This is a genomic window from Mycobacterium sp. IDUB_17 (assembly GCF_055419465.1).
The window spans coordinates 207,269-231,022 of record NZ_JBVAXS010000004.1 but is presented as its reverse complement, the minus strand read 5'-3'; the positions used below and the strand labels follow the sequence as shown (position 1 = coordinate 231,022).

The following is a 23,754-nucleotide window of genomic DNA, read 5'->3' as shown; positions in this document are numbered from 1 at the left end:
AGAGCGTAGCGCGCACCGCAAGACGCCGGTTCTCACACGATCGGCTCACCTATGTTGACGGAAGGACACAATGTGTCCTATGGTTCGAGTTGTGTCGCCGACCCCTCAACACGGAAAGGTGGGCCGAGATGACCACCACGCTTGGTGATTCGAAGCAGGTTCTGATGCAGCGTGCCCTGGATGGGCTGTCTGTCCACATCGAGGAGTCCACGCTGACGACGCGGCAGAAGTTGGCCCTGACGTGCCGGGCGCTGTTCGATGCGGGCCACGACTCGGGTCTGGCGGGCCAGATCACCGCGCGGGCCGAGAAGCCGGGTACGTACTACACCCAACGGCTCGGGTTGGGCTTTGACGAGATCACCGAAGGCAATCTGCTGCTCGTCGACGAGGACCTCAATGTCCTCGAAGGCGGGGGAATGGCAAACCCCGCCAATCGATTCCATAGTTGGATCTATCGAGCGCGCCCCGACGTGCAGTGCATCGTGCACACTCACCCCTTCCACGTAGCGGCGCTTTCGATGCTGGAAGTTCCGTTGCAGGTGTCGCAGATGGACATCGCGCCGTTGTATGACGACTGCGCCTTCCTGGCCGACTGGCCGGGCGTTCCGGTCGGCAACGAGGAGGGCGAGATCATCAGTGCCGCGCTGGGGGGCAAGAAGGCCATCCTGCTGGCCCACCATGGCCACGTGATCGCCGGAGCCAGCATCGAGGAGTCGTGCTCGTTGGCGATGCTGATCGAACGCGGCGCCGAACTGCAACTGGCCGCCATGGCGGCGGGAACGATCGCCGAACTGCCTCCGCGACTGGCGCGCGAGGCCCATGACTGGACGTTACGGCCCAAACGCAGCCAGGCCAACTTCGCCTACTACGCCCGGCGTGCGCTCCGTAACCATCCCGATGCCCTGACCAGCTGACCTCTCGAACCGGCCCTCAATCCGCACCGAAAGAAGGACAACGAAACATGCCGTCCAACACTGAGATCCACGGAATTCTCGCCTATCCGGTGACACCCTTCACCGAAGACCACCAGATCGACACGGGCAAGCTTGCCGCCCTGGTCGACCGGTTGGTGAGCGGCGGTGCGCACGGGATCGTCCCGCTCGGCAGTACCGGTGAGTCGGCCTATCTCACCGAGGCCGAGTTCGACGCCGTCATCGACACCACGATCGGCGTGGTCGACCGTCGGGTGCCCGTCATCATCGGCGCGTCAGACCTGACCACTGCCAACACCATTCGCCGGGCGCAGTACGCCGAGCGGTCCGGCGCGGATGCGGTGATGGTGCTGCCCATCTCCTACTGGAAACTCTCCGAACGGGAGATCGTCCAGCACTACGCGGCGATCGGCGCCGCGATCGGCATTCCGATCATGGTGTACAACAATCCGGCTACCAGTGGCATCGACATGCGGCCCGAACTGCTGGTTCAGATGTTCGAGGACATCGACAACGTCACCATGGTCAAGGAATCCACCGGCGACATCACCCGTATGGAGCGCCTGTCCGCGCTTACCGACGGCCGACTGCCGTTCTACAACGGCAGTAACCCCATGATTCTCAAGGCCTTCAAGGCAGGGGCCAAGGGCTGGTGCACCGCGGCGCCGAACCTGTTACCGCGGCCGTGCCTGGATCTCTACGCAGCGGCACAGGTCGGAGACTGGACGAAGGCCGAGGCCATCTACGCCGAAGTCAAGCCCTTCCTGGAGTTCATCGTGGCCGGCGGCCTGCCCACGACGATCAAGGGCGGACTTGAGCTGCTCGGCCAGGGTGTCGGGGTGCCGCGGCTCCCGTTGCTTCCCCTCGACGACAGCGGCCGCGAGGAGCTGCGCCGGCTCCTCGCCGTGTCCTGAAGGAGGCGAGATGGATTGCAACACGCAGGTTCTGGAAACCGCCACCGCGACGACGTTGCTCGCGGCCGGGTTGATCTTCCTGCTGGCTCTGGCGCTCGGAGTGTGGAAATACCGGCAGATGGTCACCTCCGAACACCATGTCGCGCATCCTTATGTCGACATCGCTCACCGCGCATCGTTGCTCTACGCGTTCGCCACGTTGCTGACGGCCGTGTTCGTCGAGCTCAGTGCCTGGCCGAGCTGGGTCAATCTGACCGCGGCGTTGGTCCTGGTGTTCTTCTTCCTGGCGGCGATCCTGAGCTACATGGTCCACGGCGCCCGGCGGGATACCGCCAATCAATTCGAATTCCCGAGTCCGGGGCTGCACATCTCGATGGCGCTGCTCATCGCGGCGGAAATCGGCGGATTCGCGGTTCTGCTCGTCGGCTTCGCGGTCGGGCAGTGGGGCTGAGCCGCGGTGCGGCTGATCCGTTCGAGGCCCTCACCTACCCAACAACTTCCGGGTGCGCGCCGGCGCCGCGACGGGCAGATCGGCGAGGATGCCGGCGAGGGTGACGCCGTCGAGGCTGGCTCGCCAGGCCTGGTGTGCGTCAGCCATTTTCACGGCCAGGATGCACTCGTGCCGGCACCAGCTGTCAGGTAGTGCGCCACGGCCCTGCCGGCGGATCTCGCGGCATTCGTACGGCGGGGACGCACCGTCGACGGCCTCGACGATCTGCAGCAGTGTGATATCGGCGGGTGCCCGTCCGAGTCGGAAGCCGCCGCGCGGGCCGGTCGTGGCGGCCAGCACACCCGCGCGGGTGAGCGCCTGCAACTGCTTGGCCAGATAAGGGGCGGGCAGGCCGAAATGCTCCGCGAGGTCGGCGGCCGATGCGGTGGCCCCGGGTTCGAGCTGCGCCAGCGACGTCGCGCAGTGCAGGGCCCACTCGGTGGCCACGGGGAGTTTCACAGCCCGTAGTTTATTACAGATATTACGGACCTATATAGTCCGAGATATCTATCGGCCGGGACGGGAGACACCATGCGAATCGCAGTTGCCGGGGCTACGGGAAACATCGGGGCGCGCGTGGTCGCCGCCCTGCAGGGTGCGGGACACGAGGTGGTGCCGATCAGCCGCTCGGCCGGGGTGGATCTGTCCACCGGGGAGGGGCTCGACGCGGCTCTGGCCGGGGTACAGGCGGTGGTCGACGCGATCAGTGCCCCGCCCGCCGATCGGGACCGCACGGTGGATTACCTGGGCACCGCCACCCGCAATCTGTTGGCCGCCGAGGAACGGGCCGGCGTGGGACACCATGTGCTGCTCTCGATCGTGGGGATCCACGACATCGAGGGCAATGCTCACTACGCCGGAAAACGTGAGCAGGAGAAGCTGGTCGAAGGCGGGCCCGTGCCGTGGACGATCGTGCCGGCCACCCAGTTCCACGATTTCGCCGAGATGGTGGTGAGCTGGACGGCGCACGATGGCCCCGACGGGGTCACCGCCGATATCGCCCCGCTTCTGGTGCAGCCCATCGATCCCGACGACGTGGCCGCCGTGCTCGCCGAGGTCGTCGTCGGCAACCCGCAGGGCCGCCATGTCGACGTGGCCGGCCCGCAGACACAGGATCTGGTCGACATGGCCCGGCGGTCCCTGGCGGTGCGCGGCAAGGAGGTGACGCTGGTGCCGACCTGGTCGTCGATCTTCGGCGTGTCGATGTCGGGCAATGCGCTGCTGCCCGGCGACGGGGCGCGCATCGCGCCCACCACCTTCGAGCAGTGGTTGAGCCGGCAGCGGTAGGCCGGGGCCACGCCGGGCCCGGGACTGTCACCGGTCCCTGACATCATGGACCGCATGCCGTTGGAGGCTCCCTCGCCCGCGCTGGGCGATCTGGATGATGAGCAGCGGGAGGCCGTCCTGGCCGCCCGCGGCCCGGTGTGTGTGCTGGCCGGCGCGGGTACCGGCAAGACCCGCACCATCACCCGCCGGATCGCGCACCTGGTGGCCGGCGGTCACGTCGCGCCCAGCCAGGTGCTCGCGGTGACGTTCACCGCGCGGGCCGCCGGCGAGATGCGGGGCCGGTTGCGGCTACTGGGCCAGGAGTCCGGGGTGAACACCGCTGCGGTGCAGGCGGTGACGTTCCACGCCGCGGCGCGCAGGCAATTGCAGTACTTCTGGCCGCGTCTGGTCGGCGACACCGGGTGGGAGCTGCTCGACAGCAAGTTCGCCGTGGTCGCGCAGGCCGCGAACCGGGCCGGGATGCAGACCAGTACCGACGACGTCCGTGACCTGGCCGGTGAAATCGAGTGGGCCAAGGCGTCTTTGATCACCCCGGAGGCCTACAGCACCGCGGTGGCCAAGGTCGGGCGGGACATCCCGTTCGATGCCGCGAAGGTCGCGGCCGTCTACTCGGGGTACGAGGCACTCAAGGCCCGCCGGGACGGCTCGGCGCTGTTGGATTTCGATGATCTGCTGCTGCACACCGCCGCGGCCATCGAGAACGACGCGGCGGTCGCCCAGGAGTTCCGCGACCGCTACCGCTGCTTCGTCGTCGACGAGTATCAGGACGTCACGCCCCTGCAGCAGCGGGTGCTCGACGCCTGGCTGGGGGAGCGCGACGACCTCACCGTGGTCGGTGATGCGAACCAGACGATCTATTCGTTCACCGGGGCCACCCCCCGTTTCCTGTTGGACTTCTCGCGGCGCTTCCCCGACGCCGCGGTGGTGCGGCTGGAACGTGACTATCGCTCCACGCCGCAGGTGGTGTCGTTGGCCAACCGGGTGATCGCGGCCGCACGCGGCCGGATGGCCGGCAGCAAGCTGCATCTGGTGGGCCAGCGTGACGCTGGTCCCGAGCCGTCGTTCTCCGAGTATCCCGACGAGGTGGCCGAGGCCAAAGCCGTGGCCAGGTCGATCAAGAAGCTGATCGAAAACGGAACGGAGCCGGCCGAAATCGCGGTGCTCTACCGGATCAACGCGCAGTCGGAGGTGTACGAGGAGGCGCTCACCGAGGCTGGGGTCGCCTTCCAGGTGCGCGGCGGTGAGGGCTTCTTCAGCCGTCAGGAGATCCGTCAGGCGCTGGTGGCCATGCAGCGCTTCGCCGAGCGTGACATTCCCGAAGACAACCTGCCCGCACTGGTGCGTGAGCTGCTGGAGCCGCTCGGCTTGACCGCCGAACCGCCGGCCGGCACCAAGGCTCGCGAGCGCTGGGAGGCGTTGACGGCGTTGGCCGAGTTGGTCGACGAGGAGGTTGCGCTGCGCCCGGAGCTGGATCTGCGGGCACTGGTCGCCGAGCTGCGTCAGCGGGCCGACTCGCGACATCCACCGGTGGTGCAGGGCGTGACGTTGGCATCGCTGCATGCGGCGAAGGGCCTGGAGTGGGACGCGGTGTTCCTGGTCGGCCTGGCTGACAACACGCTGCCGATCTCGCATGCGCTCGCACACGGGCCCGACAGCGAGCCGGTGGAGGAGGAGCGCCGCCTGCTCTATGTCGGGGTGACCCGGGCCCGGGTGCACCTGGGCCTGAGCTGGGCGCTGGCCCGCACTCCAGGCGGGCGCCAAGGCCGTCGGCCGTCGCGGTTCCTCAACGGCATCGCACCGCAACTGCAGAATTCGGCCGGTTCGGGGCCGGATCGGACGCGTCGTCAACGCGGCCCGGCGCCGCGCTGCCGGGTGTGCAATGCCGCCTTGTCGACGCCGCCTGCGATCATGTTGCGCCGCTGCGAAACCTGTCCGTCGGACCTGGATGAGGAGCTGCTCGCCGAGCTCAAGGACTGGCGGCTGCGCGTCTCCAAGGAGATGAAAGTGCCGGCCTATGTGGTGTTCACCGACAACACGCTGATCGCGATCGCTGAGTCGATGCCGGCCGACGAGGCCGCGCTGGTGGCGCTCCCAGGAATCGGTGCGCGCAAGCTCGAGCAGTACGGCCCGGACGTTCTCGAGTTGGTCCGCGGCCGCCAAAATTCGTAAAGATCGCGCCAAAACCGCAGGTAGAAAATAGGTTGTGCGAATTGGCTGTTAGGCTTTAGCCTCGTAACACAGCTCTGGTGACGAGACGGAAGGAGGGTGCCCGCAATGGATAACAACATCGAATTCAGCGGTGTAGCGGTTGCTGGCATGCCGTCGTCCGTGTTCGCCGTCGCCGCTGCCGCGGTTTCCCCGGCAGCTCGCCGGTACGCCGCACCCGCTGCCCCCGCCGCCGGATGGCTGGCCGCCGCTGCTGCTATTGCACCGCAGCATAAGCGCCGCCCCGCCGCCGCGACTGGCGCGTCCGTGGATCGGAGCCCCTACTAGGTAGAGCTCCCATCACAGCCAAATGGCCACGGACCCGCAGTCAATCGGATCCGTGGCCAATTTTTTTGGGAGTCGTTCTCCACCCCCAGAAACCTGGTCGCAGATCCATCGAAAGACAGATCGCAACTAACTACGACCAGGAAGTAGGGGGATAAGCACATGTCCATTGCGATGACCGCTCCGGAGGTGAGCGTCGCGCCGTTGACATGCGAGGAGCGGCTGCCGGCGGTGCCGTGCCACATCGGGAATCCCGACCTGTGGTTCGCCGAGAGCCCAGTCGATCTGGAGCAGGCCAAGGCACTGTGCGCGGATTGCCCGATCCGCAACGCGTGCCTGGCCGCCGCGCTGGAACGACAGGAGCCGTGGGGCGTTTGGGGCGGCGAGATCCTCGACCGCGGAAGCATCGTGGCCCGTAAGCGGCCGCGTGGGCGTCCGCGTAAGAACGCCGCGGGTAACCCGGCCGCCGCGTGATACCTGAAGACACCGACGGCGCCGAGTGCGAGACACTCGGCGCCGTTCGGTCCTTCGGCGTGCAGCGAAATCCGTTGCGCTAGGCCGCTTCCTCGGCGAAACCCGGAACCAGTTCGGTGGCAATGGCTTTCACCGGCACATGGGCATCGAGCTGGCAGCACATCGCGATCGTCGAGGCGATCACACGCAGCGGGATGGCCAGGTTCGGCGGCAGGTCGAGCTGTCGGGCCGTCTTGATCTGGGCCACCCAGTTGTCCATCTGGCCGGCCGCCATCTTCTGGATCCACCGGCGGTTGTAATGGAAGACGTCGACCTCGATCGGCTCGACGTACTGGCGCAACATGTCGTCGACTTCCTCGATCGAAACCTGTTGTCCCTTCTGGATGAAACCGGCTTCCTCCATGGTGGGCAGCAGGTCGTCGTAGTTCTTGTCCCGGGCCAGCCGGATGCACTCGCCCAAGGAGGTCGGGAAGCCGTCGGGCAGCGGTGCGACCGCGCCGAAGTCGATGACGCCCATCCGCCCGTCGGGCAGCAGCATGAAGTTCCCGGGGTGGGCATCGCCGTGCATCATCTGCAGCCGCTTGGGCGCGTCGAAGGTGAGTTCGGACAACCGGGTGCCCATCAGGTCGCGCTGTTCGGGGGTGCCCTCGCGGATGATCACCGACATCGGGATGCCATCCATCCATTCGGCGATGACGACCTTCGGTGCGCTGGCGACGATCGCTGGGACGCAGAAGTGCGGATCGTCGCGGTAAGCCTTGGCGAACGCACGCTGATTCTCGGCCTCAAGCCGGTAGTCCAGCTCCATGTCGGTGCGTTCGATCAACTCATCGACGATGCCCTGGATGTCGATGCCGGGGGCCAGCTGCTTGAACACGCCGACCAGACGCTGGATCGTCTTGAGGTCGGCGCGCAGTGCTTCGTCGGCGCCGGGGTACTGGATCTTGACGGCCACCTCACGCCCGTCGGACCAGACCGCCTTGTGCACCTGACCGATGCTGGCCGAGGCCACCGGGGTGTCGTCGAACGAGGTGAACCGGTCGCGCCATTTGGTGCCGAGCTGCGCATCGAGCACCCGGTGCACCTTGGGGGCCGGCAGCGGCGGAGCTTCTCGCTGCAATTTGGTCAACGCCTCGCGATACGGCTTGCCGTACTGCTCGGGGATGGCCGCCTCCAGCACGGACAGCGCCTGGCCGACCTTCATCGCCCCGCCCTTGAGCTCCCCGAGCACGGCGAACAATTGTTGAGCGGCTTTGTCCATCAATTCGGCAGTGACTTCGTCCTTGGACTTGCCGGTCAGACGCTTGCCGAAGCCCAGCGCTGCCCGTCCCGCCATGCCGCCGGCCAGGCCGGCGAGCTTCGCATTCCGTGCGACGCTTCCCCGTTTGATGTCGGTCACCAGACCATCATCCATGACTCGGCCGCACCGCCCACACCCAACTGGCAACAATCGTTTTCAACATGGGCAGTCGGGGTGCCGGGACCAGCGCCGCGCGACGATCGAGTAGCCCTCGATATCGAGTTCGAGGGTGGTGTTCAGCGTCGGCGGTGCCTCGGGCGCCGGCTGGTCGTCACCGGTGTGCCCGACAGCCCGGATCACCAGGTCCACCTGGTGCATCGCCAACGCCGCGGTGGCGAGGATGGTCGCCCGGCCGGCACTGCCGACTGCGCCCCGGAGTTGGGTGGCCACGGCCGGCCAGGCCGCATCGCGATCGGTGCGGTGCAGGTCGGCGCAATGCAGGCAACTCGTCAGCCCTGGGATCACCAGCGGCCCCACCAATCCGGCGCCATCGCGGACACACACCGACAGGTGGGCGATGCCGTCATGATGCAGGTCCTGCAGAAGCCGTGGGTCGGTGATCTGATCGTCGGCCAGCACCACCAGGTCGGTGGAGGCTGCCACGTTCCTGCTGTGCGGGTTCGTGCTTCGCCTCACCTTCGCGCCCGAACAGCGGAGGCCGTTGGCCAGTAGATCCGACAGGGGTCCGCGGCCGTGGACGCGGATGGAGGCCGAGCGGGTCCGCCGAGAGCCCGCGCCCGCCGTCGTTGTGAGCATTCCCGTCTCGGTCAGCGCATCGAGCAGCTCATCGATGGCTGCGGTGTCACCGAATGATTCTGTGGCCGTGAGCAATTCGTCCCGGGTGGCCCCTGCCTGCAGTGTGCGCAGCAGTTCGGCCAGTTGTGGCTGGGTCATCCCGTCCGGGGGACGGACCAGCATCGCGCGCCGCGGGTCCCAGCCCAGCTGAACCGCCTCGTCGGGACGCAGCAGGATCGGCCTGCCTGCGGCGAGCACAAAGCGCGTCATGCGATGACTCTGCCACGGCGGCGCTGACCGCCGTTTCAGTTATCCACAGGCCGTGCGGGGGTCAATTGCCGCCGTCGCCACCTTTGTCGCGGCCCTCGCCCTGCTCCTTCTCCAGGTCGGCGATGGCCTGTTCGAAGGCACTGTCGAGGCCGCTGGTGTCGCCGCCGATCATCCGGTCGATGAAGCCGGCCGGCTCGTCGAGATCGGCCGCGCTCGGCAGCAGGTCGGGGTGCTGCCACACACCGTCGCGGGCATCGGTGCCGACCGCTTCGGTCAGCCGTTCCCACAGCACCGCGGCCTCACGCATCTTGCGGGGGCGCAGTTCCAGGCCGACGAGCGTCGCGAAGGTCTGTTCGGCCGGCCCGCCGGTGGCGCGCCGCCTGCGCAGCGTCTCGGCCAGTGCCGAGGTGCCGGGGATGCGTTCGCCCAGTGCTGCGGTGACGACGGTCTGCACCCAGCCCTCGACCAGCGCGAGCAGGGTTTCCAGCCGTTCCAGGGCGGCTTCCTGCTCCGGGGTGGCTTTCGGTTCGAAGATGCCCTGGTTGAGCAGTTGCTCCATCTCCGACGGGTCGCCGAGGGAGGTGGGGTTGAAGCCGCGGGCGAAATCTTCGATGCCGGTCATGTCGACCTTCATGCCCTTGGCGAAGGCCTCGACCGCACCCAGCAGCTGACTGGACAGCCACGGCACGTGGCTGAACAGCCGATGATGCGCGGCCTCACGGGCGGCCAGGAAGGTCAGGATCTCGCTCCGCGGACGCTCCAGCCCCTCTGTCAGCGATTCGATCGCCTCGGGCATGAGGGCCGCGACGCCCTTGGGGCCCAGCGGCAGGCCGATATCGGTGGAGGTCAACACCTCGCGGGACAGCTTGCCCAGCGCCTGGCCCAGCTGGGAGCCGAACGCCATGCCGCCCATCTGCGACATCATCGCCAGCAGCGGACCGGCCATGCTCTTGGCCTCCTCGGGGAGCGCCGAGGCCCACACCGAGGAGATCTGCTCGGCCACCGGGTCACACAACCGCTTCCAGGTGTCCAGCGTGTTGTCCAGCCAGTCGCTGGGAGTCCACGCCACCGATCGGGTGGTGCCCGCGGGCAGCGGGGTGACCCCGTCGAGCCAGGTCTCGGCCAACCGCACCGCGTCGGCGACTGCGCCAGTGGTCTTTTCCGACACGGGGGCGACGAACCCGATCGAATTGGACGCCAGCTGCCGGGCCAGGTCGTAGTTCACCGGACCGGATTGTTTGCCGCCGGCCATCGCGCTGCCTGCGCCGCTGAACATCTCGCCGAGCTTGGTGAAGATCTGCCCGAGGTCGCCCATGTCGAAGTTGGCTCCGCCCATGCCGAAACCGAACGGATCCGAGCCCGGACCTGGTCCGGAGTTGCCGGAACCGGACCCCGAATCGGGGTCCTTCTTGTCTTTGTCTCGGTCGGGGTCATTCCCGGCGGAGAAGCCGAAGGGCAGGTCAGCCATACCCATAACGGTACTCATGCCCGGGTGCCCGGGTGTGGCTGTGGGTCACGCTGTGGGTGAACATGGCGGCAAAGGCTTTACTGTGGGCGGCGTGAACAGGCGGATTTTGACGCTGCTGGTTGCGCTGGTGCCGATCGTGGCGTTCGGCGTGCTGCTGTCGGTGGTGACGGTGCCCTTCGTCTCATTGGGTCCCGGTCCGACCTTCAACACCCTCGGGGAGGTCGAGGGCAAGCAGGTGGTCGACATCCACGGACCCGACGCTGACGTGCACCCCACCTCGGGGCATCTGAACATGACCACGGTGTCCCAGCGCGACGGCCTGACTCTGGGACAGGCGATGGCGTTGTGGATGTCGGGCCGTGAACAGCTGGTCCCGCGCGACCTGGTGTACCCGCCGGACAAGTCCAAGAACGAGATCGACGAGGCCAACAACTCCGACTTCAAGAAGTCCGAGGACAGCGCCGAGTACGCGGCGCTGTCCTTCCTGAAGTACCCGGTGGCGGTGACCGTGCAGAGCGTTACCGACCCCGGTCCTTCGGCGGGCAAGCTGCGCGACGGCGACGCGATCGACGGGGTGAACGGCATTCCAGTGGCCAACCTCGACGAGTTCCAGGCCATCTTGAAGAAGACCAAGCCGGGTGACCAGCTGGTGATCGACTTCCGCCGCAAGAATGCGCCGCCCGGGGTCGCGACCATCACGCTCGGCGACAACCCCGACCGGGACTACGGATTCCTCGGCGTCGGCGTGCTCGACGCCCCGTGGGCGCCGTTCGACATCGACTTCAACCTGGCCAACATCGGCGGCCCGTCGGCGGGGCTGATGTTCAGCCTGGCGGTCGTCGACAAGCTGACCACCGGTGACCTCAACGATGGCAAGTTCATCGCCGGCACCGGAACCATCACCGGCGACGGAAAGGTCGGGTCCATCGGCGGCATCACGCACAAGATGCAGGCCGCCAAGGAGGCCGGGGCAAGCGTGTTCCTGGTGCCCGCCGACAACTGCACCGAGGCGCGCTCGGCGCCCCAGGACGGCATGGATTTGGTGAAGGTGGACACGCTGACCCAGGCGGTCGACGCGTTGCACACGATTTCTGCCGGTGGCGAACCACCTCGCTGCTAGACCGCACGCAGCCCGTGGATGGCTAGAGTTATAGAAAATCGGGCGGCCCCATCGGGCATGTCACGAGTCCACCGAGGCTGAAACGGGAGTTCACGAGTGGGGATGCGGCCCGCGGCGAGGATGCCGAAGCTGACACGACGAAGTCGGGTGCTGATCGGCCTGGCACTGGTGGCGGTGCTGGCGTTGTTGATCGGACCTCGGGTGGTCGACGGCTACGTCGACTGGTTGTGGTTCGGCGAGTTGGGGTACCGGTCGGTGTTCACCACCGTGCTGGCCACCCGGCTCATCGTGTTCCTCGTGGTGGGGCTGCTCATCGGTGCGGTGGTGTTCGCCGGGCTGGCGTTGGCGTATCGCAGCCGTCCGGTGTTCGTCCCGGCCGCCGGCCCGAATGATCCGGTGGCGCGTTACCGCACCACGGTGCTGGCCCGGTTGCGGCTGTTCGGGATAGGGGTGCCGGTCTTCATCGGCCTGCTGGCCGGCGTGATCGCGCAGAGCTACTGGGTGCGGGTGCAGTTGTTCTTGCACGGCAGCGATTTCGGGATCACCGATCCGCAGTTCGGCCGGGATCTGGGCTTCTACGCGTTCGACCTGCCGTTCTACCGGCTGGTGCTGACGTACCTGTTCGTCGCGACCTTCCTGGCGTTCGTCGCGAATCTGCTGGGGCACTACGTGTTCGGCGGGATCCGGCTGACCGGTCGCAGCGGAGCGCTGAGCCGCGCCGCGCGCATCCAGCTGATCAGCCTGGTCGGCTTCCTGATCCTGCTCAAGGCTCTCGCGTACTGGCTGGACCGCTACGAGCTGTTGAGCAACACCCGCACCGGCAAGCCGTTCACCGGTGCCGGCTACACCGACATCAACGCGGTGCTGCCCGCCAAGCTGATCCTGTTGGCCATCGCGCTGATCTGCGCGGTGGCGGTGTTCTCTGCGATCGTGCTGCGCGACTTGCGGATTCCGGCCATCGGTGTGGTGCTGTTGCTGCTGAGCTCGATGGTGGTGGGTGCGGGGTGGCCGCTGATCGTCGAGCAGTTCAGCGTCAAGCCGAACGCCGCGCAGAAGGAAAGCGAGTACATCAGCCGCAGTATCACCGCGACCAGGCAGGCCTACGGGCTCACCAACGACACGGTGACGTACCGCAATTACGAGAGCAACGGTCAAACGACGGCCGCGCAGGTGGCTGCGGACCGGGCGACCACGTCGAACATCCGGCTGCTGGATCCGACGATCGTCAGCCCCGCATTCACCCAGTTCCAGCAGGGCAAGAACTTCTACTTCTTCCCGGATCAGCTGGCCATCGACCGCTATGCCGGTCCTGACGGCGGTCTGCGCGACTTCGTGGTCGCCGCACGCGAACTCAACCCGGACCGGTTGATCGAGAACCAGCGCGACTGGATCAACCGGCACACCGTCTACACCCACGGCAACGGATTCATCGCGTCACCGGCCAACACGGTGCGCGGTATCGCCAACGACCCCAACCAGAACGGCGGTTACCCGGAGTTCCTCGCCAGCGTCGTCGGCGCCAACGGCAAGGTGGTCTCACCCGGACCGGCGCCGCTCGACCAGCCCCGGGTCTACTTCGGGCCGGTGATCGCCGATACCGCGGCCGACTACGCGATCGTCGGCAAGAACGGTGATGTCGACCGCGAGTACGACTACGAAACCAACACCGACACCAAGAACTACACGTACTCGGGCACCGGCGGTGTGTCGATCGGCAACTGGCTGGCCCGGACGGTGTTCGCCGCCAAGTTCGCCGAGCGGAACTTCCTGCTGTCCAACGTGATCGGTGAGAACAGCAAGATTCTGTTCAACCGTGATCCGGCCCATCGGGTGGAAGCGGTGGCGCCGTGGCTGACCACCGACACCAGTGTGTACCCGGCGATCGTCAACAAGCGCATGGTCTGGATCGTCGACGGCTACACCACGCTGGACAACTACCCGTATTCGGAGCTGACCACGCTGTCGAGTGCGACGGCGGATTCCAACGAGGTGGCGGTCAACCGGCTGGCTCCCGACAAGCAGGTGTCCTACATCCGCAACTCGGTCAAGGCCACCGTCGACGCCTACGACGGCACCGTGACGCTGTACGCCCAGGACGAGCAGGATCCGGTGCTCAAGGCCTGGATGAGCGTGTTCCCCGGCACCGTCAAACCGAAGGCGGACATCTCCCCGGAGTTGCAGGCGCACCTGCGTTATCCCGAGGATCTGTTCAAGGTGCAGCGTTCCCTGCTGACCAAGTACCACGTCGACGATCCGGTGAAGTTCTTCACCAACGCCGATTTCTGGAACGTGCCGCTGGATCCCAACCCGACGGCAAGCAGCTATCAGCCGCCGTTCTACATCGTCGCCAAAGACCTCGTGAACAACGATGGTTCAGCGTCGTTCCAGTTGACCAGCGCGCTGAACTGGCTGCAGCGGGAATTCCTGGCCGCCTATGTCAGTGCCAGCTCGGATCCGTCGACCTACGGCAAGATCACCGTGCTCACCATTCCGGGTGAGGTCAAGGGTCCGAAACAGGCATTCAACGCGATAAGTACCGACACCGCCGTCACGCAGGACCTCGGTGTGATCGGACGCGACAACCTGAACCGGATCCGGTGGGGCAACCTGTTGACCCTGCCGGTGGCCGATGGCGGGTTGCTGTACGTGGCACCGGTTTATGCATCGCCGGGAACCAGTGACGCGGCGTCGACCTACCCACGCCTGATCCGGGTGGCCATGCTCTACGGCGACAAGGTCGGTTACGGTCCGACCGTCAGTGACGCGCTGACCGAACTGTTCGGCCCGGGGGCGGGTGCCACCGCCACCAATGTGGCTCCTACCGACGGCAAGCCGCAGGCTGCCGGTACTCCGGAAGCGCCGCCGGCCGCTCAGCCGCCGGTCAGTCCGGATGGTCAGGCGCCACAGGTCGTCGCGCCGCCGGCGGCGATCCCGCCCGGTCAGCCCATGCAGCTGTCACCGGCCAAGTCCGCCGCGCTCAAGGAGGTCGAGTCGGCCCTGTCGGAGGCGCAGGATGCGCAGCGCAGTGGTGACTTCGGCAAGTACGGGCAGGCGTTGCAGCGTCTGAACGATGCGATGAACAAGTTCAACTCGTCGAAGTAGCGGAGCGGATTGGCGCGTCGCCGGGCCGGTCCGGTGGGTGACAATGGGCCAGTAGTTCGGCGGACGGGGGGACTCGTGAGGTCGTGTCTGGCCGTGTTGTTGACCCTGCTGGTGGCGGCGGGGCTCACCGCTTGCCGGACCGGGGACCGCCCGTGGTCGGATGCGCCGTTCGCCGCCCCGATGAGGCCGGCGTTCGGCGCGCGGGTCACCGATGGCAAGCTGGAGATCTGGGTGCCGCCGGGCTGCGTCGGGGTGCGGTCGGTGGAGATCGGGTTTGGATTTGGCCCGAAGCTCGTGTTGACCGATACCTCCGGTACGGCGACTCTCGACCGGTTCAGCGTCGGTGGACCCTATCCGGGTCTGACCGTGACGGAAGCGCCGCCGCCTGGCTTCGATTGGCGCACAGAGGAATATTTGTTTCTCAATGTGCAGTCCACGCCCGGGGGGTACCCCGCTACCGCTCGGACGGCCGAGGTCGTTGCCGGATCGAACAGTCACCCGGCCGACACCTTCTTCTTCGACGGCGTCGGTTGGCTCGATCCCGCGGGCGTCGCCGAGAAAGAAGGCAAGGAGTTTCGCAGGGGTGTGCACGCCGCAAGAGAAATGAGCAGTGCCTGCTCGCCGGTTTGCGGTGCCGACAATTAAGCTGCGTCGGTGCACTTTCGTTTGCTCGGACCGCTGCAGGTAGTGCACGCCGGTGCGACCGTGGATGTCGGCGGACCCAAACAGCGCACGGTCTTGGCGCTGCTGTTGCTGGCGCACGGCCGGGTCGTCTCGGTCGACCGGCTGATCGACGCGGTGTGGGGTGATGATCCGCCGGCCAGCGCTAATGCGAGCCTTCAGGTGTACATCTCCAACTTGCGCAGGGCCCTGCGGGACGGTTCCCCGGTTGCTTCGCCGATCGTGCGTCAACCGCCGGGCTACTACCTCGATGTGCCTGCCGATGCCGTCGATGTCACGGTGTTCACCGCCGGATGCGCGCGGGCCGCGGCGGCCGCAGGCCAGGCAAGCTGGACAGAAGCACTGACAGTTGCCGATGAGACGTTGGCGCTGTGGCGGGGAGATCTGCTGAGCGATCTGGGGGATCAGCATTGGGTCACCCAGGATGCGGCACGTGTACGGGAGCTGCGCTCCGAATGTCTCGACCATCGGATCACGGCCCTGCTGGCGTTGGGGCAGGTACCGGCGGCGGTATCTGCGGTTGCCGAACTGCGTTCGGCTGAACCGTTTTCCGATCGCGGTGTGTGGCTTCAGATGTTGGCGCAGTACCGGTCGGGCCGGGCTTCGGAGGCGTTGGAGATCTATGCCCGCTATGCCCGCCTGCTCGATGAGGACCTGGGTCTGACGCCGGGGGCCGAGCTTCGGGAGCTACAGACAGCCATCCTGCGTCAGGCACCGGAACTCGCGGCCTGGCCCCGCTCCCCGGAGTGGTCGGGTGCCGGCGAGGTGCCCACCCCGGCGGCGTTTGTGGCCCAGGCCCCGGTACCGGATCCCGGCGGGGCCACGCTGATCGGGCGTGACCGTGAATTGAATGTCGCGGCAGAGCTTCTCGCCGAAGTGCGGGCGGGGGAGACGCGGTGGCTCGTGCTTTCCGGCCCGCCGGGGATCGGCAAGACCCGTCTGGCCGAGGAGATCGACCGTCGGTTCTACGGCGAAGCCGTCTGGGTGAGTTGCCCCGACGAGCAGGCGACCCCACCGTGGTGGCCCATGCGGCAACTCGTTCGGGGGTTGGGTGGTGACGCGGACGAGGTGCTCGAGGTGCCTGCGGACGCCGACCCCGACACGGCGCGGTTCCGGGTCTACGAACGGGTGCAGACTCTGCTGGAGTCGGCGCGCGGGCCGCTCATGGTCGTGATAGACGATGTGCAGTGGGCTGATTCGACATCGGCCGCCTGTTTGGCCTACATCGCCGGTGCATTGTGGGGCCATCCGGTCGCCGTGGTGCTCACGGTCCGCGATGGTGAACACATCACCGACGTCGCGCGCCTGCTCGCGACGGTGGCCCGCGGCTCCGGCAACCGGCAATTGGAGCTGGCCGCGCTGTCGTCCGAAGATGTTGCGGTACTGGCCAATCAGATCGCCGATGATTTCGTCGACGACGCCGAGGCGGGAGTGCTGGCCGAACGAACCGGCGGCAACCCCTTCTTCGTCTCCGAGTACGCCCGGCTGCCTCGGTCCGAACGCGGTGAGATCCCGGTTGCGGTGAAGTCGGTGCTGGAACGCCGGCTGGCCGGGTTGGGGCCCGAGGTGCTGGGGTTGATGCGAGTGGCCGCGGTGATCGGTGACACCATCGACGCCGACGCGGTGCCCGTGCTGGCCCGGGTGGCCGGGCTCGACTTCGACAGCCTCGCCGACCATCTCGACGTTGCGGCCGACGAGCGGATCGTGGTCAGCGCGCATGCCGGTGACGGTTATGCGTTCGCCCACGGGCTGCTGCGTGACCACCTGATCGCCGGCCTGCCGGCGATGCGCCGTCAGCGTCTGCATCTGCAGGTGGCGGACGCGTTGGCCGACAGTGCATCCGAGGAGGCGGTGACCCGGCGCGCCCAGCATCTGGTGGCGGCCCAACCGCTGGCCGATCCGCAGGAGGTGGTGGCGGCGTGCCGGTTGGCCGCAGAGCAGGCCACCCAACGGTGGAGTTCGGATATCGCGGCGCGGTGGTGGCAGGCGGCGCTCGATGCCTATAACCGGTTGCCGGGTTCCGCGCGCCACGATGCCGAGCGAGACGTGTTGACGGTGGCCATGCTCGACGCGTATTCGCGTGCGGGCCGGGGACGATTGGTGCTCGGTGCCGTCGAGCGAAACCTGGCTGATGCGTTGCGCAGCGAGCGGGCCGATACCGCCGGGAGGGTGGCCAGCGCGCTACTGCGGGCCAGTGGGGGATGGCCATGGCTGGCGCCGGGGGAGGATCCGGGTCCGCTGCTGTCCTTGTTGGAGCAGGCCGCGAAGATGGCGTCCGCCCACCCGGCCGCCGGCGCGCGGGTGCTGGCGGCGCTGGCCGTAGGTTGCTGCTATCATCCGGACCCTGCGCTGGCGGCCGGATATCTGCAGCGGGCCGATCAGTTGGCCGACAGCACAGGCGATCCCGATGTCATCGCTGACACTCTGATGGGCCGGCTCATCACCTATTCCGGGGTGGCCGAGTTCAGTACCGCGACCTTCGGCTGGATCGACCGGCTGAATTCTCTTCAGCACAGCAGGTCCCGTGAGGATGCCGTCATCGCCCACTCGGTGGCGACGATGGCGGCACTGAACCTGGGCGACATCGACCTGACCGAGCGGCATCTGCGTGCGGGTATCGCGGGTAGTGAGGAGCTGCAGCTTCCGGTGCTCCGGGCCCAATTGCGTTGGATGCAGTCGGTATTGGCGATCTGGCTGGGCGACTTCGCCGAGGCGCGAGCCCACCACGCCATCGCGGCGCGCGTGCACGAGCAGACTGAACTCTACGGCGCCGGAAGCGGTCTGCTGGCCGAGGCGACCTTGCTGCACGAGACAGGTGGGCCGGTCGAGGGGCTGACTGCCACGCAGGCCGGCATCGACAGCGGGGGGCAGGGGATGGAGGCGTTGGTGCGCACCGTTCTGCTCACGGCCGTCGAGGGCTCCAGGCGCGAGGCCGTCGAGCGCCTGGACGAGTGGCGTGCGGAACTCGGCCGGGGACAGGTGTGGACCGGGTTGGGGCAGGCCGCGTGGATGGCGCATCTTGCCGCCGACTACGGGTTGGCCGACTACGTGGGCGACCTGTTGGCGGTACTGGAGCCGTTCGCCGACCGCGTCGCCGTGCTCGGCCAGGTCGGGCATGCCGGGCCGGTGGCGTTGGCCACCGCCCGGCTGCACGCGCTCCGGGGCGATCGGGAGCGGGCCCTGGCGGATCTGGTCCGGGCCGAGGACATCGCCGATCGCACCGGGGCCAAGCCAACGAAACTGTGGTGTGCGCTGTTGCGGTGCCGGCTCGACCTCGAGATCGACGCAGACGGCCCGGCACCGCGCGCGGCGGCGCGCACGCTGGCCGCCGAGGCCGGGGCGCTGGGAATGCGCGGCCTGGCGACCCTCGCGCAACAGCTGGTCTGAACTGCGGCTTGTCCCCTTCTTGAACCGGTCGCCAAGTAGATGCCAAGTGGTCCCGGTGATGCTGTGCGCCGAGAATTTGCACGGATTTTTCGAGAGGATCCCGATGACTCTGACCGATCTCGCGCACGAGGGCCTGGACGACGCACTGGAGGGGCTACGCGCCCACGTCACCGCCCCTGTCGCGCTGCCGGGGGAGGCCGGCTATGAGCGGGCCACCCCGTGGAACGTGGCGGCCACCGTGGAGCCCGCCGCGGTGGTGTTGGCGACCTCCGCCTACGACATCGCCAACACCGTGGGTTTCGCCGCCGCCCGGGGATACCGGGTGGGCGTGCAGGCCACCGGCCACGGTGCGCTGTCGGTCGCGTCCGACACGATCCTGGTGGTGACCTCCGGCATGACCGACGTCACCGTGGATCCGGTGGCCCGCACCGCACGGGTGGCGGCCGGGGCGACATGGCAGCAGGTGCTCGACGCAGCGGCTCCGCACGGCTTGGCCGGGCTGTGTGGTTCCTCGCCGGGGGTCGGCGTCGTGGGATTCCTGACCGGCGCGGGGATCGGGCCGTTGGTGCGCACCGTCGGGTTGTCGTCGGACTATGTGCGGTCCTTCGAGTTGGTCACCGGCGCAGGGGAGTTGCTGCGCGCGACCCCGGAGGAGAACGCCGAACTGTTCTGGGGTCTGCGCGGCGGGAAGTCGACGTTGGGCATCGTCACCGCCGTCGAGATCGAATTGCTGCCGATCTCCGAGTTCTACGGCGGCGCGGTGTATTTCGACGGCGCGGATGCCGCGGCGGTGCTGCGTGAGTGGGCCCGCTGGTGTGCTGACCTGCCCGAGTCCGTCTCGACTTCCCTTGCGCTGCTACAGCTGCCACCGCTGCCCGGCATTCCCGAGCCACTCGCCGGCCGGTTCACCGTCGCGGTGCGCTACACCGCCCTCGGCGACTTCGTCGAGGCTGAACGACTCCTGGCGCCGATGCGTGCGGTCGCCACCCCGGTGCTCGACACCGTCGCGGTGATGCCGTACGCCGCAATCGGTGCCGTACATGCCGATCCGGTCGATCCGATGCCGACCTACGAACACCACACATTGTTGCGCGAACTGACCGCGGAGACGGTTGAGGTGCTGCTGGGGGCGGCCGGGCCGGATTCGGGCTCGGTGCAGACGATCGTCGAAGTCCGGATGCTCGGTGGGGCTTTGGCATGTGAGGCACAACACCGCAGCGCGTTCTGCCATCGTGACGCCGCGTTCGCCGTGACCGTCATCGGGGTCCTGGCGCCTCCGGTCGCCGAACTGGTGGTGCCGCAGGCCGGCGCGCTGATCGTGGCGCTGTCGGAATGGTCCAGCGGCGGCCAGCTCCCCAACTTCGCGCCTTCCGAGGACGCGGGGCGGGCCGTGCGGGTCTACGACGAGGAGACCCGGCACTGGCTGGCTGCGCTGGCCGAGCGTCACGACCCGGCGGGCGTGTTCCGATGTGGTCAGGTGGTGCGTTTCATGGCCTGACCCTGGGCCGGAATATCGACCGAATTCGGCCAAAAACCGCCTCTGAGCAGACGATTTGGAGCTCTTCGTAAGACCCCGGTAATCTTGTATTTGCAACGCGGGGTGGAGCAGCTCGGTAGCTCGCTGGGCTCATAACCCAGAGGTCGCAGGTTCGAATCCTGTCCCCGCTACTAAGAGGAAATGGCCCTCGGAGATTACCTCCGGGGGCCATTTTCTATTGGGGCGGGTACGAATCCGCATCGTTGCGCGGAGACCCGCGCGCGGCCGCCAGCGACAACACCCCGGCTGACATGACAGATCCTCGCCGCAGCCAAAAACCGATTTCCTGACCCAGGGTGTCCCACCTACCCTGGGGGGCTGCACAGACGACGTCTCGGGGGAGACAGGGGAGTGGTAATGACGACGGGCCCGAGCACCGGGGAGATCGCGGCACAACCGCGTGTCCAGTCGAGCGCCAACGTCATCATCGGGCTGTTGGTCAGCTCGGCGTTCGTGATGATCCTCAACGAGACGATCATGAGCGTCGCACTGCCGGCCCTGATCGTCGATCTGGACATTTCCGCCAGCACGGCGCAATGGCTGACCAGTGGGTTCCTGCTGACGATGGCCGTGGTCATCCCGATGTCCGGTTCACTGTTGCAGCGCTTCCCGGTGCGGAGCATCTACCTGGCATCGATGACGTTGTTCTGCACCGGCACGTTGGTGGCCGCGTTGGCGCCGGGGTTCGCGGTCCTGCTGGCCGGACGGATCGTGCAGGCGTGCGGTACCGCCGTGATGATGCCCTTGCTGATGACGACGGTCATGACGTTGATCCCGGCCGATCGGCGCGGGCAGATGATGGGCACCATCTCGATCGTCATCGCCGTCGCGCCGGCGATCGGTCCCACGCTGTCGGGGTTCATCCTCGGCTCGCTCGACTGGCGGTGGATGTTCTGGATCGTGCTGCCCATCGCACTGGTGGCGCTCAGCGCCGGCCTCGCCTGGCTGCGGGTCGACGATGAACGGCAGGACCCGACGCCGATCGATCCCGTCTCGGTACCGCTGTCGGCGATCGCGTTCGCGGGCCTGGTGTTCGGGCTCTCGCTGATGGGCGAGTCCGCACACGGACGGCAGGCGATACCGGCGTGGGTGCCGATGGCGATCGGTGCGGTGGCGATGGTGCTCTTCGGCGCGCGGCAGATACATCTGCAGCGACGCGACCGCGCGTTCCTCGACCTGCGGCCGTTCACCTATCGGCGGTTCTCGGTGTCGCTGAGTCTGGTGGTTCTCGGCTTCATGGGGCTGTTCGGCGCCATCATCATGGTGCCGCTGTATGTGCAGAACGTACTGGGGCAGAGCGCGTTGGTCGCCGGACTGACGAGCCTGCCGGGCGGTCTTCTGATGGGCGTGGCGGGTCCACTGGTCGGCCGGGCCTACGACCGTCACGGCGCCAGGGTGCTGGTTGTGCCCGGGTCGTTGATGCTGAGCGTGTCGCTGTGGGGATTCACCACGCTGTCGGCGGCGTCGCCGGTCTGGGAACTGGTTGTCCTGCAGACGATCATGATGGTCGGGTTGTCGATGATGTTCACCCCGTTGATGACTGACGCGCTCAGCGTTCTGCCCGACCGGCTCTACTCACATGGCAGCGCCATTCTCACGACACTGCAACAGGTCGGGGGCGCGGCCGGTACGGCCCTGTTCGTCACGGTCATGACGAAGTCGTCCCACTCGGGCGGGGCCCCGGATCTGCCCGGCGTGCACGCGGCATTCGTGGCCGCGGCAGTGATCAGCGTGATTGCCGTGGCCACGGCGTTCTTCACCGCGGCGCGCCCGAGTCCCGCGGGTGGTACGCCGACGCATTGAGCGTCGCCTCAAAATCTTTGGCCACTTTGGTCACGTCAGTCCCAATCCGGGGGTTCTTGTAGGGGGCCTCACCTGCCGTGACTGCGGCATTTCTGCCAAGCCCGCCGGTAGACGAGTAGTGCACTACGCGTGCGTGGTCCGCGACCGCGGCCGACAGTGGAAATGCCCATCGACCAGAGGGCGCATCGCATCGGCACTCGGCACAGGAGTTCAACATGAGCTGGAGATGGACTGGCAATCACGGGGACGCCCCGTCGGCGGCGGCCGCGGCCACCGCATCGGGAGCAGGTCCAGGCGAGGCGATCTTCGAGGTCAATGACGGCGGGACGGTCGGCCTCTATATCTTCGACAACCACACGGGCACCGGTGGCCGGTCTTGGAACTGGACAGGCAATCACGCGGATGCACCGTCGGCGGTGGCCGCCGCCAATGCGGCCGGCGCCGGCCCCGGTGAGGCCGTCTACGCGGTGAATGACGGTGGCACGGTAGGTCTTTACCTGCTCCGCTGAACTCCCTCGCCTCAGCGCAACCGGCGATCCTGGATGCGCTGAGGCGAGGTCGGGCACAATCGAACCCGTGCGGAAAGTCGTGATCATCACGGGCGCGGGCAGCGGCATCGGCCGCGCGACGGCCCGGGTTCTGTTGGACGCCGGCCATCAGGTGGTACTCGCTGGTCGCCGGCCGGAACCGCTGGCGGTGGTTGCCGACGGGAACCCCAATGCCCGCATTGTCCCGACGGACGTCACGGATTCCGCCTCGGTGCAGGAGCTGTTCGCCGATGTGGTCTCCGCCCTCGGACGCGTCGATGTGCTGTTCAACAACGCCGGGGTGTTCGGTCCGTCGGCTTCGATCGCCGACATCGACGATGCGCAGTGGCACTCCACGTGGCGCACCAACGTCGACGGCGCCGTGTTCTGCGCCAGGGAAGCCGCACGCGTCATGGCCGCCCAGTTACCCAGGGGCGGGCGGATCATCAACAACGGATCGATCTCCGCGCACCGGCCTCGCCCCAATAGCCTGGCCTACACCGTCACCAAACACGCGATGAGTGGGTTGACCGCATCAATGTTGTTGGACCTACGCGATCTCGATATCTGTGTGACGCAGATCGACATCGGCAATGCCGCAACGGACATGACGGCCGGATTCAGTCACCAGACCTTGCAGGCCGACGGAAGTCTCGCGGCTGAGCCGACTTTTGACGTCGAGCACGTGGCCCGCGCCGTCGCGCATCTCGTCGATCTGCCGCTGGAGGTGTCGGTTCCGTCGTTGACCGTGATGGCCCGGGCCATGCCGTACTTCGGCCGCGGCTGACGGTTCCACCCTTCAAAAGCAACAGAGCCGGGGCCTTCGGGCCTCCGGCTCTGTAAAGCGGAATCGTTGTTTCAGTGCTGTGCATCCTGAAGCTCGTACCGCTGGACCACTGCGATCAACTCTTCGCGAACCGATGAGTTGGGCAGTTCGTTGATCCGCGCGTAGAGGCGGCGCCGCATGTTGGCCCGCTTCTGGTTTGCACGGAATTGTGCGAACGACATACTTCTCACTCCTCAAAAGTGCCCCGGATCACGGGTACTCGTTTATTCGACATCCACATCGGGGATCGCCCGAAGATAAGGACACTTCCATGCTCCCGGTCAGCGATGATTAAAACCAATTCTTAGAGTGTGAGTTTCGCTACAGCTCAACCATTTTCACTGCTGACAAGTGCTCATCGTCACAATTGCGTATCGAGGTGACGCCGGTGACCGCCGAAAAGGAGTAAGA

At 67.0% G+C, this 23,754-nt stretch carries 19 protein-coding genes and 1 tRNA gene; 15 read left to right on the top strand and 5 right to left on the bottom strand.

Annotated elements, in window-relative coordinates; all coding sequences use genetic code 11:
- The first annotated feature begins 128 nt into the window (after positions 1-128).
- From ACZYZ7_RS18600 to ACZYZ7_RS18590, 3 genes are read left to right on the top strand one after another with little or no spacing between them, the layout of a single operon-like run.
- The gene (locus tag ACZYZ7_RS18600; RefSeq protein ID WP_450070229.1) at positions 129-914 is read left to right on the top strand and encodes an aldolase; all 786 of its coding nucleotides are present in this window, start codon (positions 129-131) and stop codon (positions 912-914) included.
- Positions 915-961: 47 nt separating this feature from the next.
- On the top strand, positions 962-1,846 hold the full coding sequence (locus tag ACZYZ7_RS18595) for a dihydrodipicolinate synthase family protein (protein WP_450070228.1): 885 nt from the start codon (positions 962-964) through the stop codon (positions 1,844-1,846).
- Between the two features lie 10 nt (positions 1,847-1,856).
- Positions 1,857-2,297 (top strand): hypothetical protein, encoded by a 441-nt coding sequence (locus tag ACZYZ7_RS18590; protein ID WP_450070227.1) that lies wholly within the window; start codon positions 1,857-1,859, stop codon positions 2,295-2,297.
- Between the two features lie 30 nt (positions 2,298-2,327).
- On the opposite strand, the gene ACZYZ7_RS18585 is transcribed toward ACZYZ7_RS18590, so the two are convergent.
- Positions 2,328-2,795 (bottom strand): RrF2 family transcriptional regulator, encoded by a 468-nt coding sequence (locus tag ACZYZ7_RS18585; RefSeq protein ID WP_135453306.1) that lies wholly within the window; start codon positions 2,793-2,795, stop codon positions 2,328-2,330.
- A 72-nt stretch (positions 2,796-2,867) separates the two neighbouring features.
- Between ACZYZ7_RS18585 and ACZYZ7_RS18580 the strand changes: the two genes are divergently transcribed.
- The 3 genes from ACZYZ7_RS18580 to ACZYZ7_RS18570 all read left to right on the top strand — a co-directional run bounded on the left by ACZYZ7_RS18580 (position 2,868) and on the right by ACZYZ7_RS18570 (position 6,587).
- Positions 2,868-3,623 carry an SDR family oxidoreductase gene (locus ACZYZ7_RS18580; RefSeq protein ID WP_450070226.1) on the top strand — a complete coding sequence of 252 codons (756 nt, stop codon included), beginning with the start codon at positions 2,868-2,870 and terminating at the stop codon, positions 3,621-3,623.
- A 54-nt stretch (positions 3,624-3,677) separates the two neighbouring features.
- Positions 3,678-5,792, top strand: a complete 2,115-nt coding sequence (locus tag ACZYZ7_RS18575; RefSeq protein ID WP_450070225.1) for an ATP-dependent DNA helicase UvrD2 — start codon at positions 3,678-3,680, stop codon at positions 5,790-5,792.
- A gap of 483 nt (positions 5,793-6,275) precedes the next feature.
- Positions 6,276-6,587: a WhiB family transcriptional regulator gene (locus ACZYZ7_RS18570; RefSeq protein ID WP_135453310.1), complete on the top strand. Its 312-nt coding sequence runs from the start codon at positions 6,276-6,278 to the stop codon at positions 6,585-6,587.
- 79 nt (positions 6,588-6,666) lie between these two features.
- On the opposite strand, the gene ACZYZ7_RS18565 is transcribed toward ACZYZ7_RS18570, so the two are convergent.
- The 3 genes from ACZYZ7_RS18565 to ACZYZ7_RS18555 all read right to left on the bottom strand — a co-directional run bounded on the left by ACZYZ7_RS18565 (position 6,667) and on the right by ACZYZ7_RS18555 (position 10,360).
- Positions 6,667-8,001, bottom strand: a complete 1,335-nt coding sequence (locus ACZYZ7_RS18565; protein WP_167857773.1) for a macrolide-binding ATPase MABP-1 — start codon at positions 7,999-8,001, stop codon at positions 6,667-6,669.
- 42 nt (positions 8,002-8,043) lie between these two features.
- Positions 8,044-8,892, bottom strand: coding sequence for a cyclodehydratase (locus tag ACZYZ7_RS18560; protein WP_450070224.1), 849 nt, complete (start codon positions 8,890-8,892; stop codon positions 8,044-8,046).
- 61 nt (positions 8,893-8,953) lie between these two features.
- Positions 8,954-10,360, bottom strand: a complete 1,407-nt coding sequence (locus ACZYZ7_RS18555; RefSeq protein WP_450070223.1) for a zinc-dependent metalloprotease — start codon at positions 10,358-10,360, stop codon at positions 8,954-8,956.
- A 91-nt stretch (positions 10,361-10,451) separates the two neighbouring features.
- Here ACZYZ7_RS18555 and ACZYZ7_RS18550 point away from each other — a divergent pair, with 91 nt between their 5' ends.
- The 9 genes from ACZYZ7_RS18550 to ACZYZ7_RS18510 all read left to right on the top strand — a co-directional run bounded on the left by ACZYZ7_RS18550 (position 10,452) and on the right by ACZYZ7_RS18510 (position 23,304).
- Positions 10,452-11,480, top strand: a complete 1,029-nt coding sequence (locus tag ACZYZ7_RS18550) for a YlbL family protein (RefSeq protein ID WP_167857774.1) — start codon at positions 10,452-10,454, stop codon at positions 11,478-11,480.
- 96 nt (positions 11,481-11,576) lie between these two features.
- Positions 11,577-14,582: a UPF0182 family protein gene (locus tag ACZYZ7_RS18545; RefSeq protein WP_450070222.1), complete on the top strand. Its 3,006-nt coding sequence runs from the start codon at positions 11,577-11,579 to the stop codon at positions 14,580-14,582.
- A 93-nt stretch (positions 14,583-14,675) separates the two neighbouring features.
- Positions 14,676-15,227, top strand: coding sequence for a hypothetical protein (locus tag ACZYZ7_RS18540; RefSeq protein WP_450070221.1), 552 nt, complete (start codon positions 14,676-14,678; stop codon positions 15,225-15,227).
- Between the two features lie 9 nt (positions 15,228-15,236).
- Entirely contained in the window at positions 15,237-18,650 is a 3,414-nt protein-coding gene (locus tag ACZYZ7_RS18535) for a BTAD domain-containing putative transcriptional regulator (RefSeq protein ID WP_450070220.1), read from the top strand.
- A 103-nt stretch (positions 18,651-18,753) separates the two neighbouring features.
- Complete coding sequence (locus ACZYZ7_RS18530) at positions 18,754-20,148, top strand: FAD-binding oxidoreductase (protein ID WP_450070219.1); 1,395 nt, start codon at positions 18,754-18,756, stop codon at positions 20,146-20,148.
- 96 nt (positions 20,149-20,244) lie between these two features.
- Positions 20,245-20,318, top strand: a tRNA-Met gene (locus ACZYZ7_RS18525).
- A 226-nt stretch (positions 20,319-20,544) separates the two neighbouring features.
- Positions 20,545-21,990, top strand: coding sequence for a DHA2 family efflux MFS transporter permease subunit (locus ACZYZ7_RS18520; RefSeq protein ID WP_463741496.1), 1,446 nt, complete (start codon positions 20,545-20,547; stop codon positions 21,988-21,990).
- Between the two features lie 215 nt (positions 21,991-22,205).
- Complete coding sequence (locus ACZYZ7_RS18515; protein WP_135453325.1) at positions 22,206-22,499, top strand: hypothetical protein; 294 nt, start codon at positions 22,206-22,208, stop codon at positions 22,497-22,499.
- A 58-nt stretch (positions 22,500-22,557) separates the two neighbouring features.
- On the top strand, positions 22,558-23,304 hold the full coding sequence (locus ACZYZ7_RS18510; protein ID WP_463741707.1) for an SDR family oxidoreductase: 747 nt from the start codon (positions 22,558-22,560) through the stop codon (positions 23,302-23,304).
- 71 nt (positions 23,305-23,375) lie between these two features.
- Here ACZYZ7_RS18510 and ACZYZ7_RS18505 read toward each other — a convergent pair whose 3' ends face one another.
- Complete coding sequence (locus tag ACZYZ7_RS18505) at positions 23,376-23,525, bottom strand: hypothetical protein (protein WP_019348586.1); 150 nt, start codon at positions 23,523-23,525, stop codon at positions 23,376-23,378.
- Positions 23,526-23,754: the final 229 nt, after the last annotated feature.

What these genes read in the sequence shown, in the direction of transcription:
- ACZYZ7_RS18520 (WP_463741496.1), top strand. Translation starts at nt 20,545, where the DNA reads ATGACGACGGGCCCGAGCACCGGGGAGATCGCGGCACAACCGCGTGTC.
- ACZYZ7_RS18555 (WP_450070223.1), bottom strand. Translation starts at nt 10,360, where the DNA reads ATGGCTGACCTGCCCTTCGGCTTCTCCGCCGGGAATGACCCCGACCGA.
- ACZYZ7_RS18570 (WP_135453310.1), top strand. Translation starts at nt 6,276, where the DNA reads ATGTCCATTGCGATGACCGCTCCGGAGGTGAGCGTCGCGCCGTTGACA.
- ACZYZ7_RS18560 (WP_450070224.1), bottom strand. Translation starts at nt 8,892, where the DNA reads ATGACGCGCTTTGTGCTCGCCGCAGGCAGGCCGATCCTGCTGCGTCCC.
- ACZYZ7_RS18580 (WP_450070226.1), top strand. Translation starts at nt 2,868, where the DNA reads ATGCGAATCGCAGTTGCCGGGGCTACGGGAAACATCGGGGCGCGCGTG.
- ACZYZ7_RS18575 (WP_450070225.1), top strand. Translation starts at nt 3,678, where the DNA reads ATGCCGTTGGAGGCTCCCTCGCCCGCGCTGGGCGATCTGGATGATGAG.
- ACZYZ7_RS18565 (WP_167857773.1), bottom strand. Translation starts at nt 8,001, where the DNA reads ATGGATGATGGTCTGGTGACCGACATCAAACGGGGAAGCGTCGCACGG.
- ACZYZ7_RS18595 (WP_450070228.1), top strand. Translation starts at nt 962, where the DNA reads ATGCCGTCCAACACTGAGATCCACGGAATTCTCGCCTATCCGGTGACA.
- ACZYZ7_RS18590 (WP_450070227.1), top strand. Translation starts at nt 1,857, where the DNA reads ATGGATTGCAACACGCAGGTTCTGGAAACCGCCACCGCGACGACGTTG.
- ACZYZ7_RS18505 (WP_019348586.1), bottom strand. Translation starts at nt 23,525, where the DNA reads ATGTCGTTCGCACAATTCCGTGCAAACCAGAAGCGGGCCAACATGCGG.
- ACZYZ7_RS18530 (WP_450070219.1), top strand. Translation starts at nt 18,754, where the DNA reads ATGACTCTGACCGATCTCGCGCACGAGGGCCTGGACGACGCACTGGAG.
- ACZYZ7_RS18600 (WP_450070229.1), top strand. Translation starts at nt 129, where the DNA reads ATGACCACCACGCTTGGTGATTCGAAGCAGGTTCTGATGCAGCGTGCC.
- ACZYZ7_RS18515 (WP_135453325.1), top strand. Translation starts at nt 22,206, where the DNA reads ATGAGCTGGAGATGGACTGGCAATCACGGGGACGCCCCGTCGGCGGCG.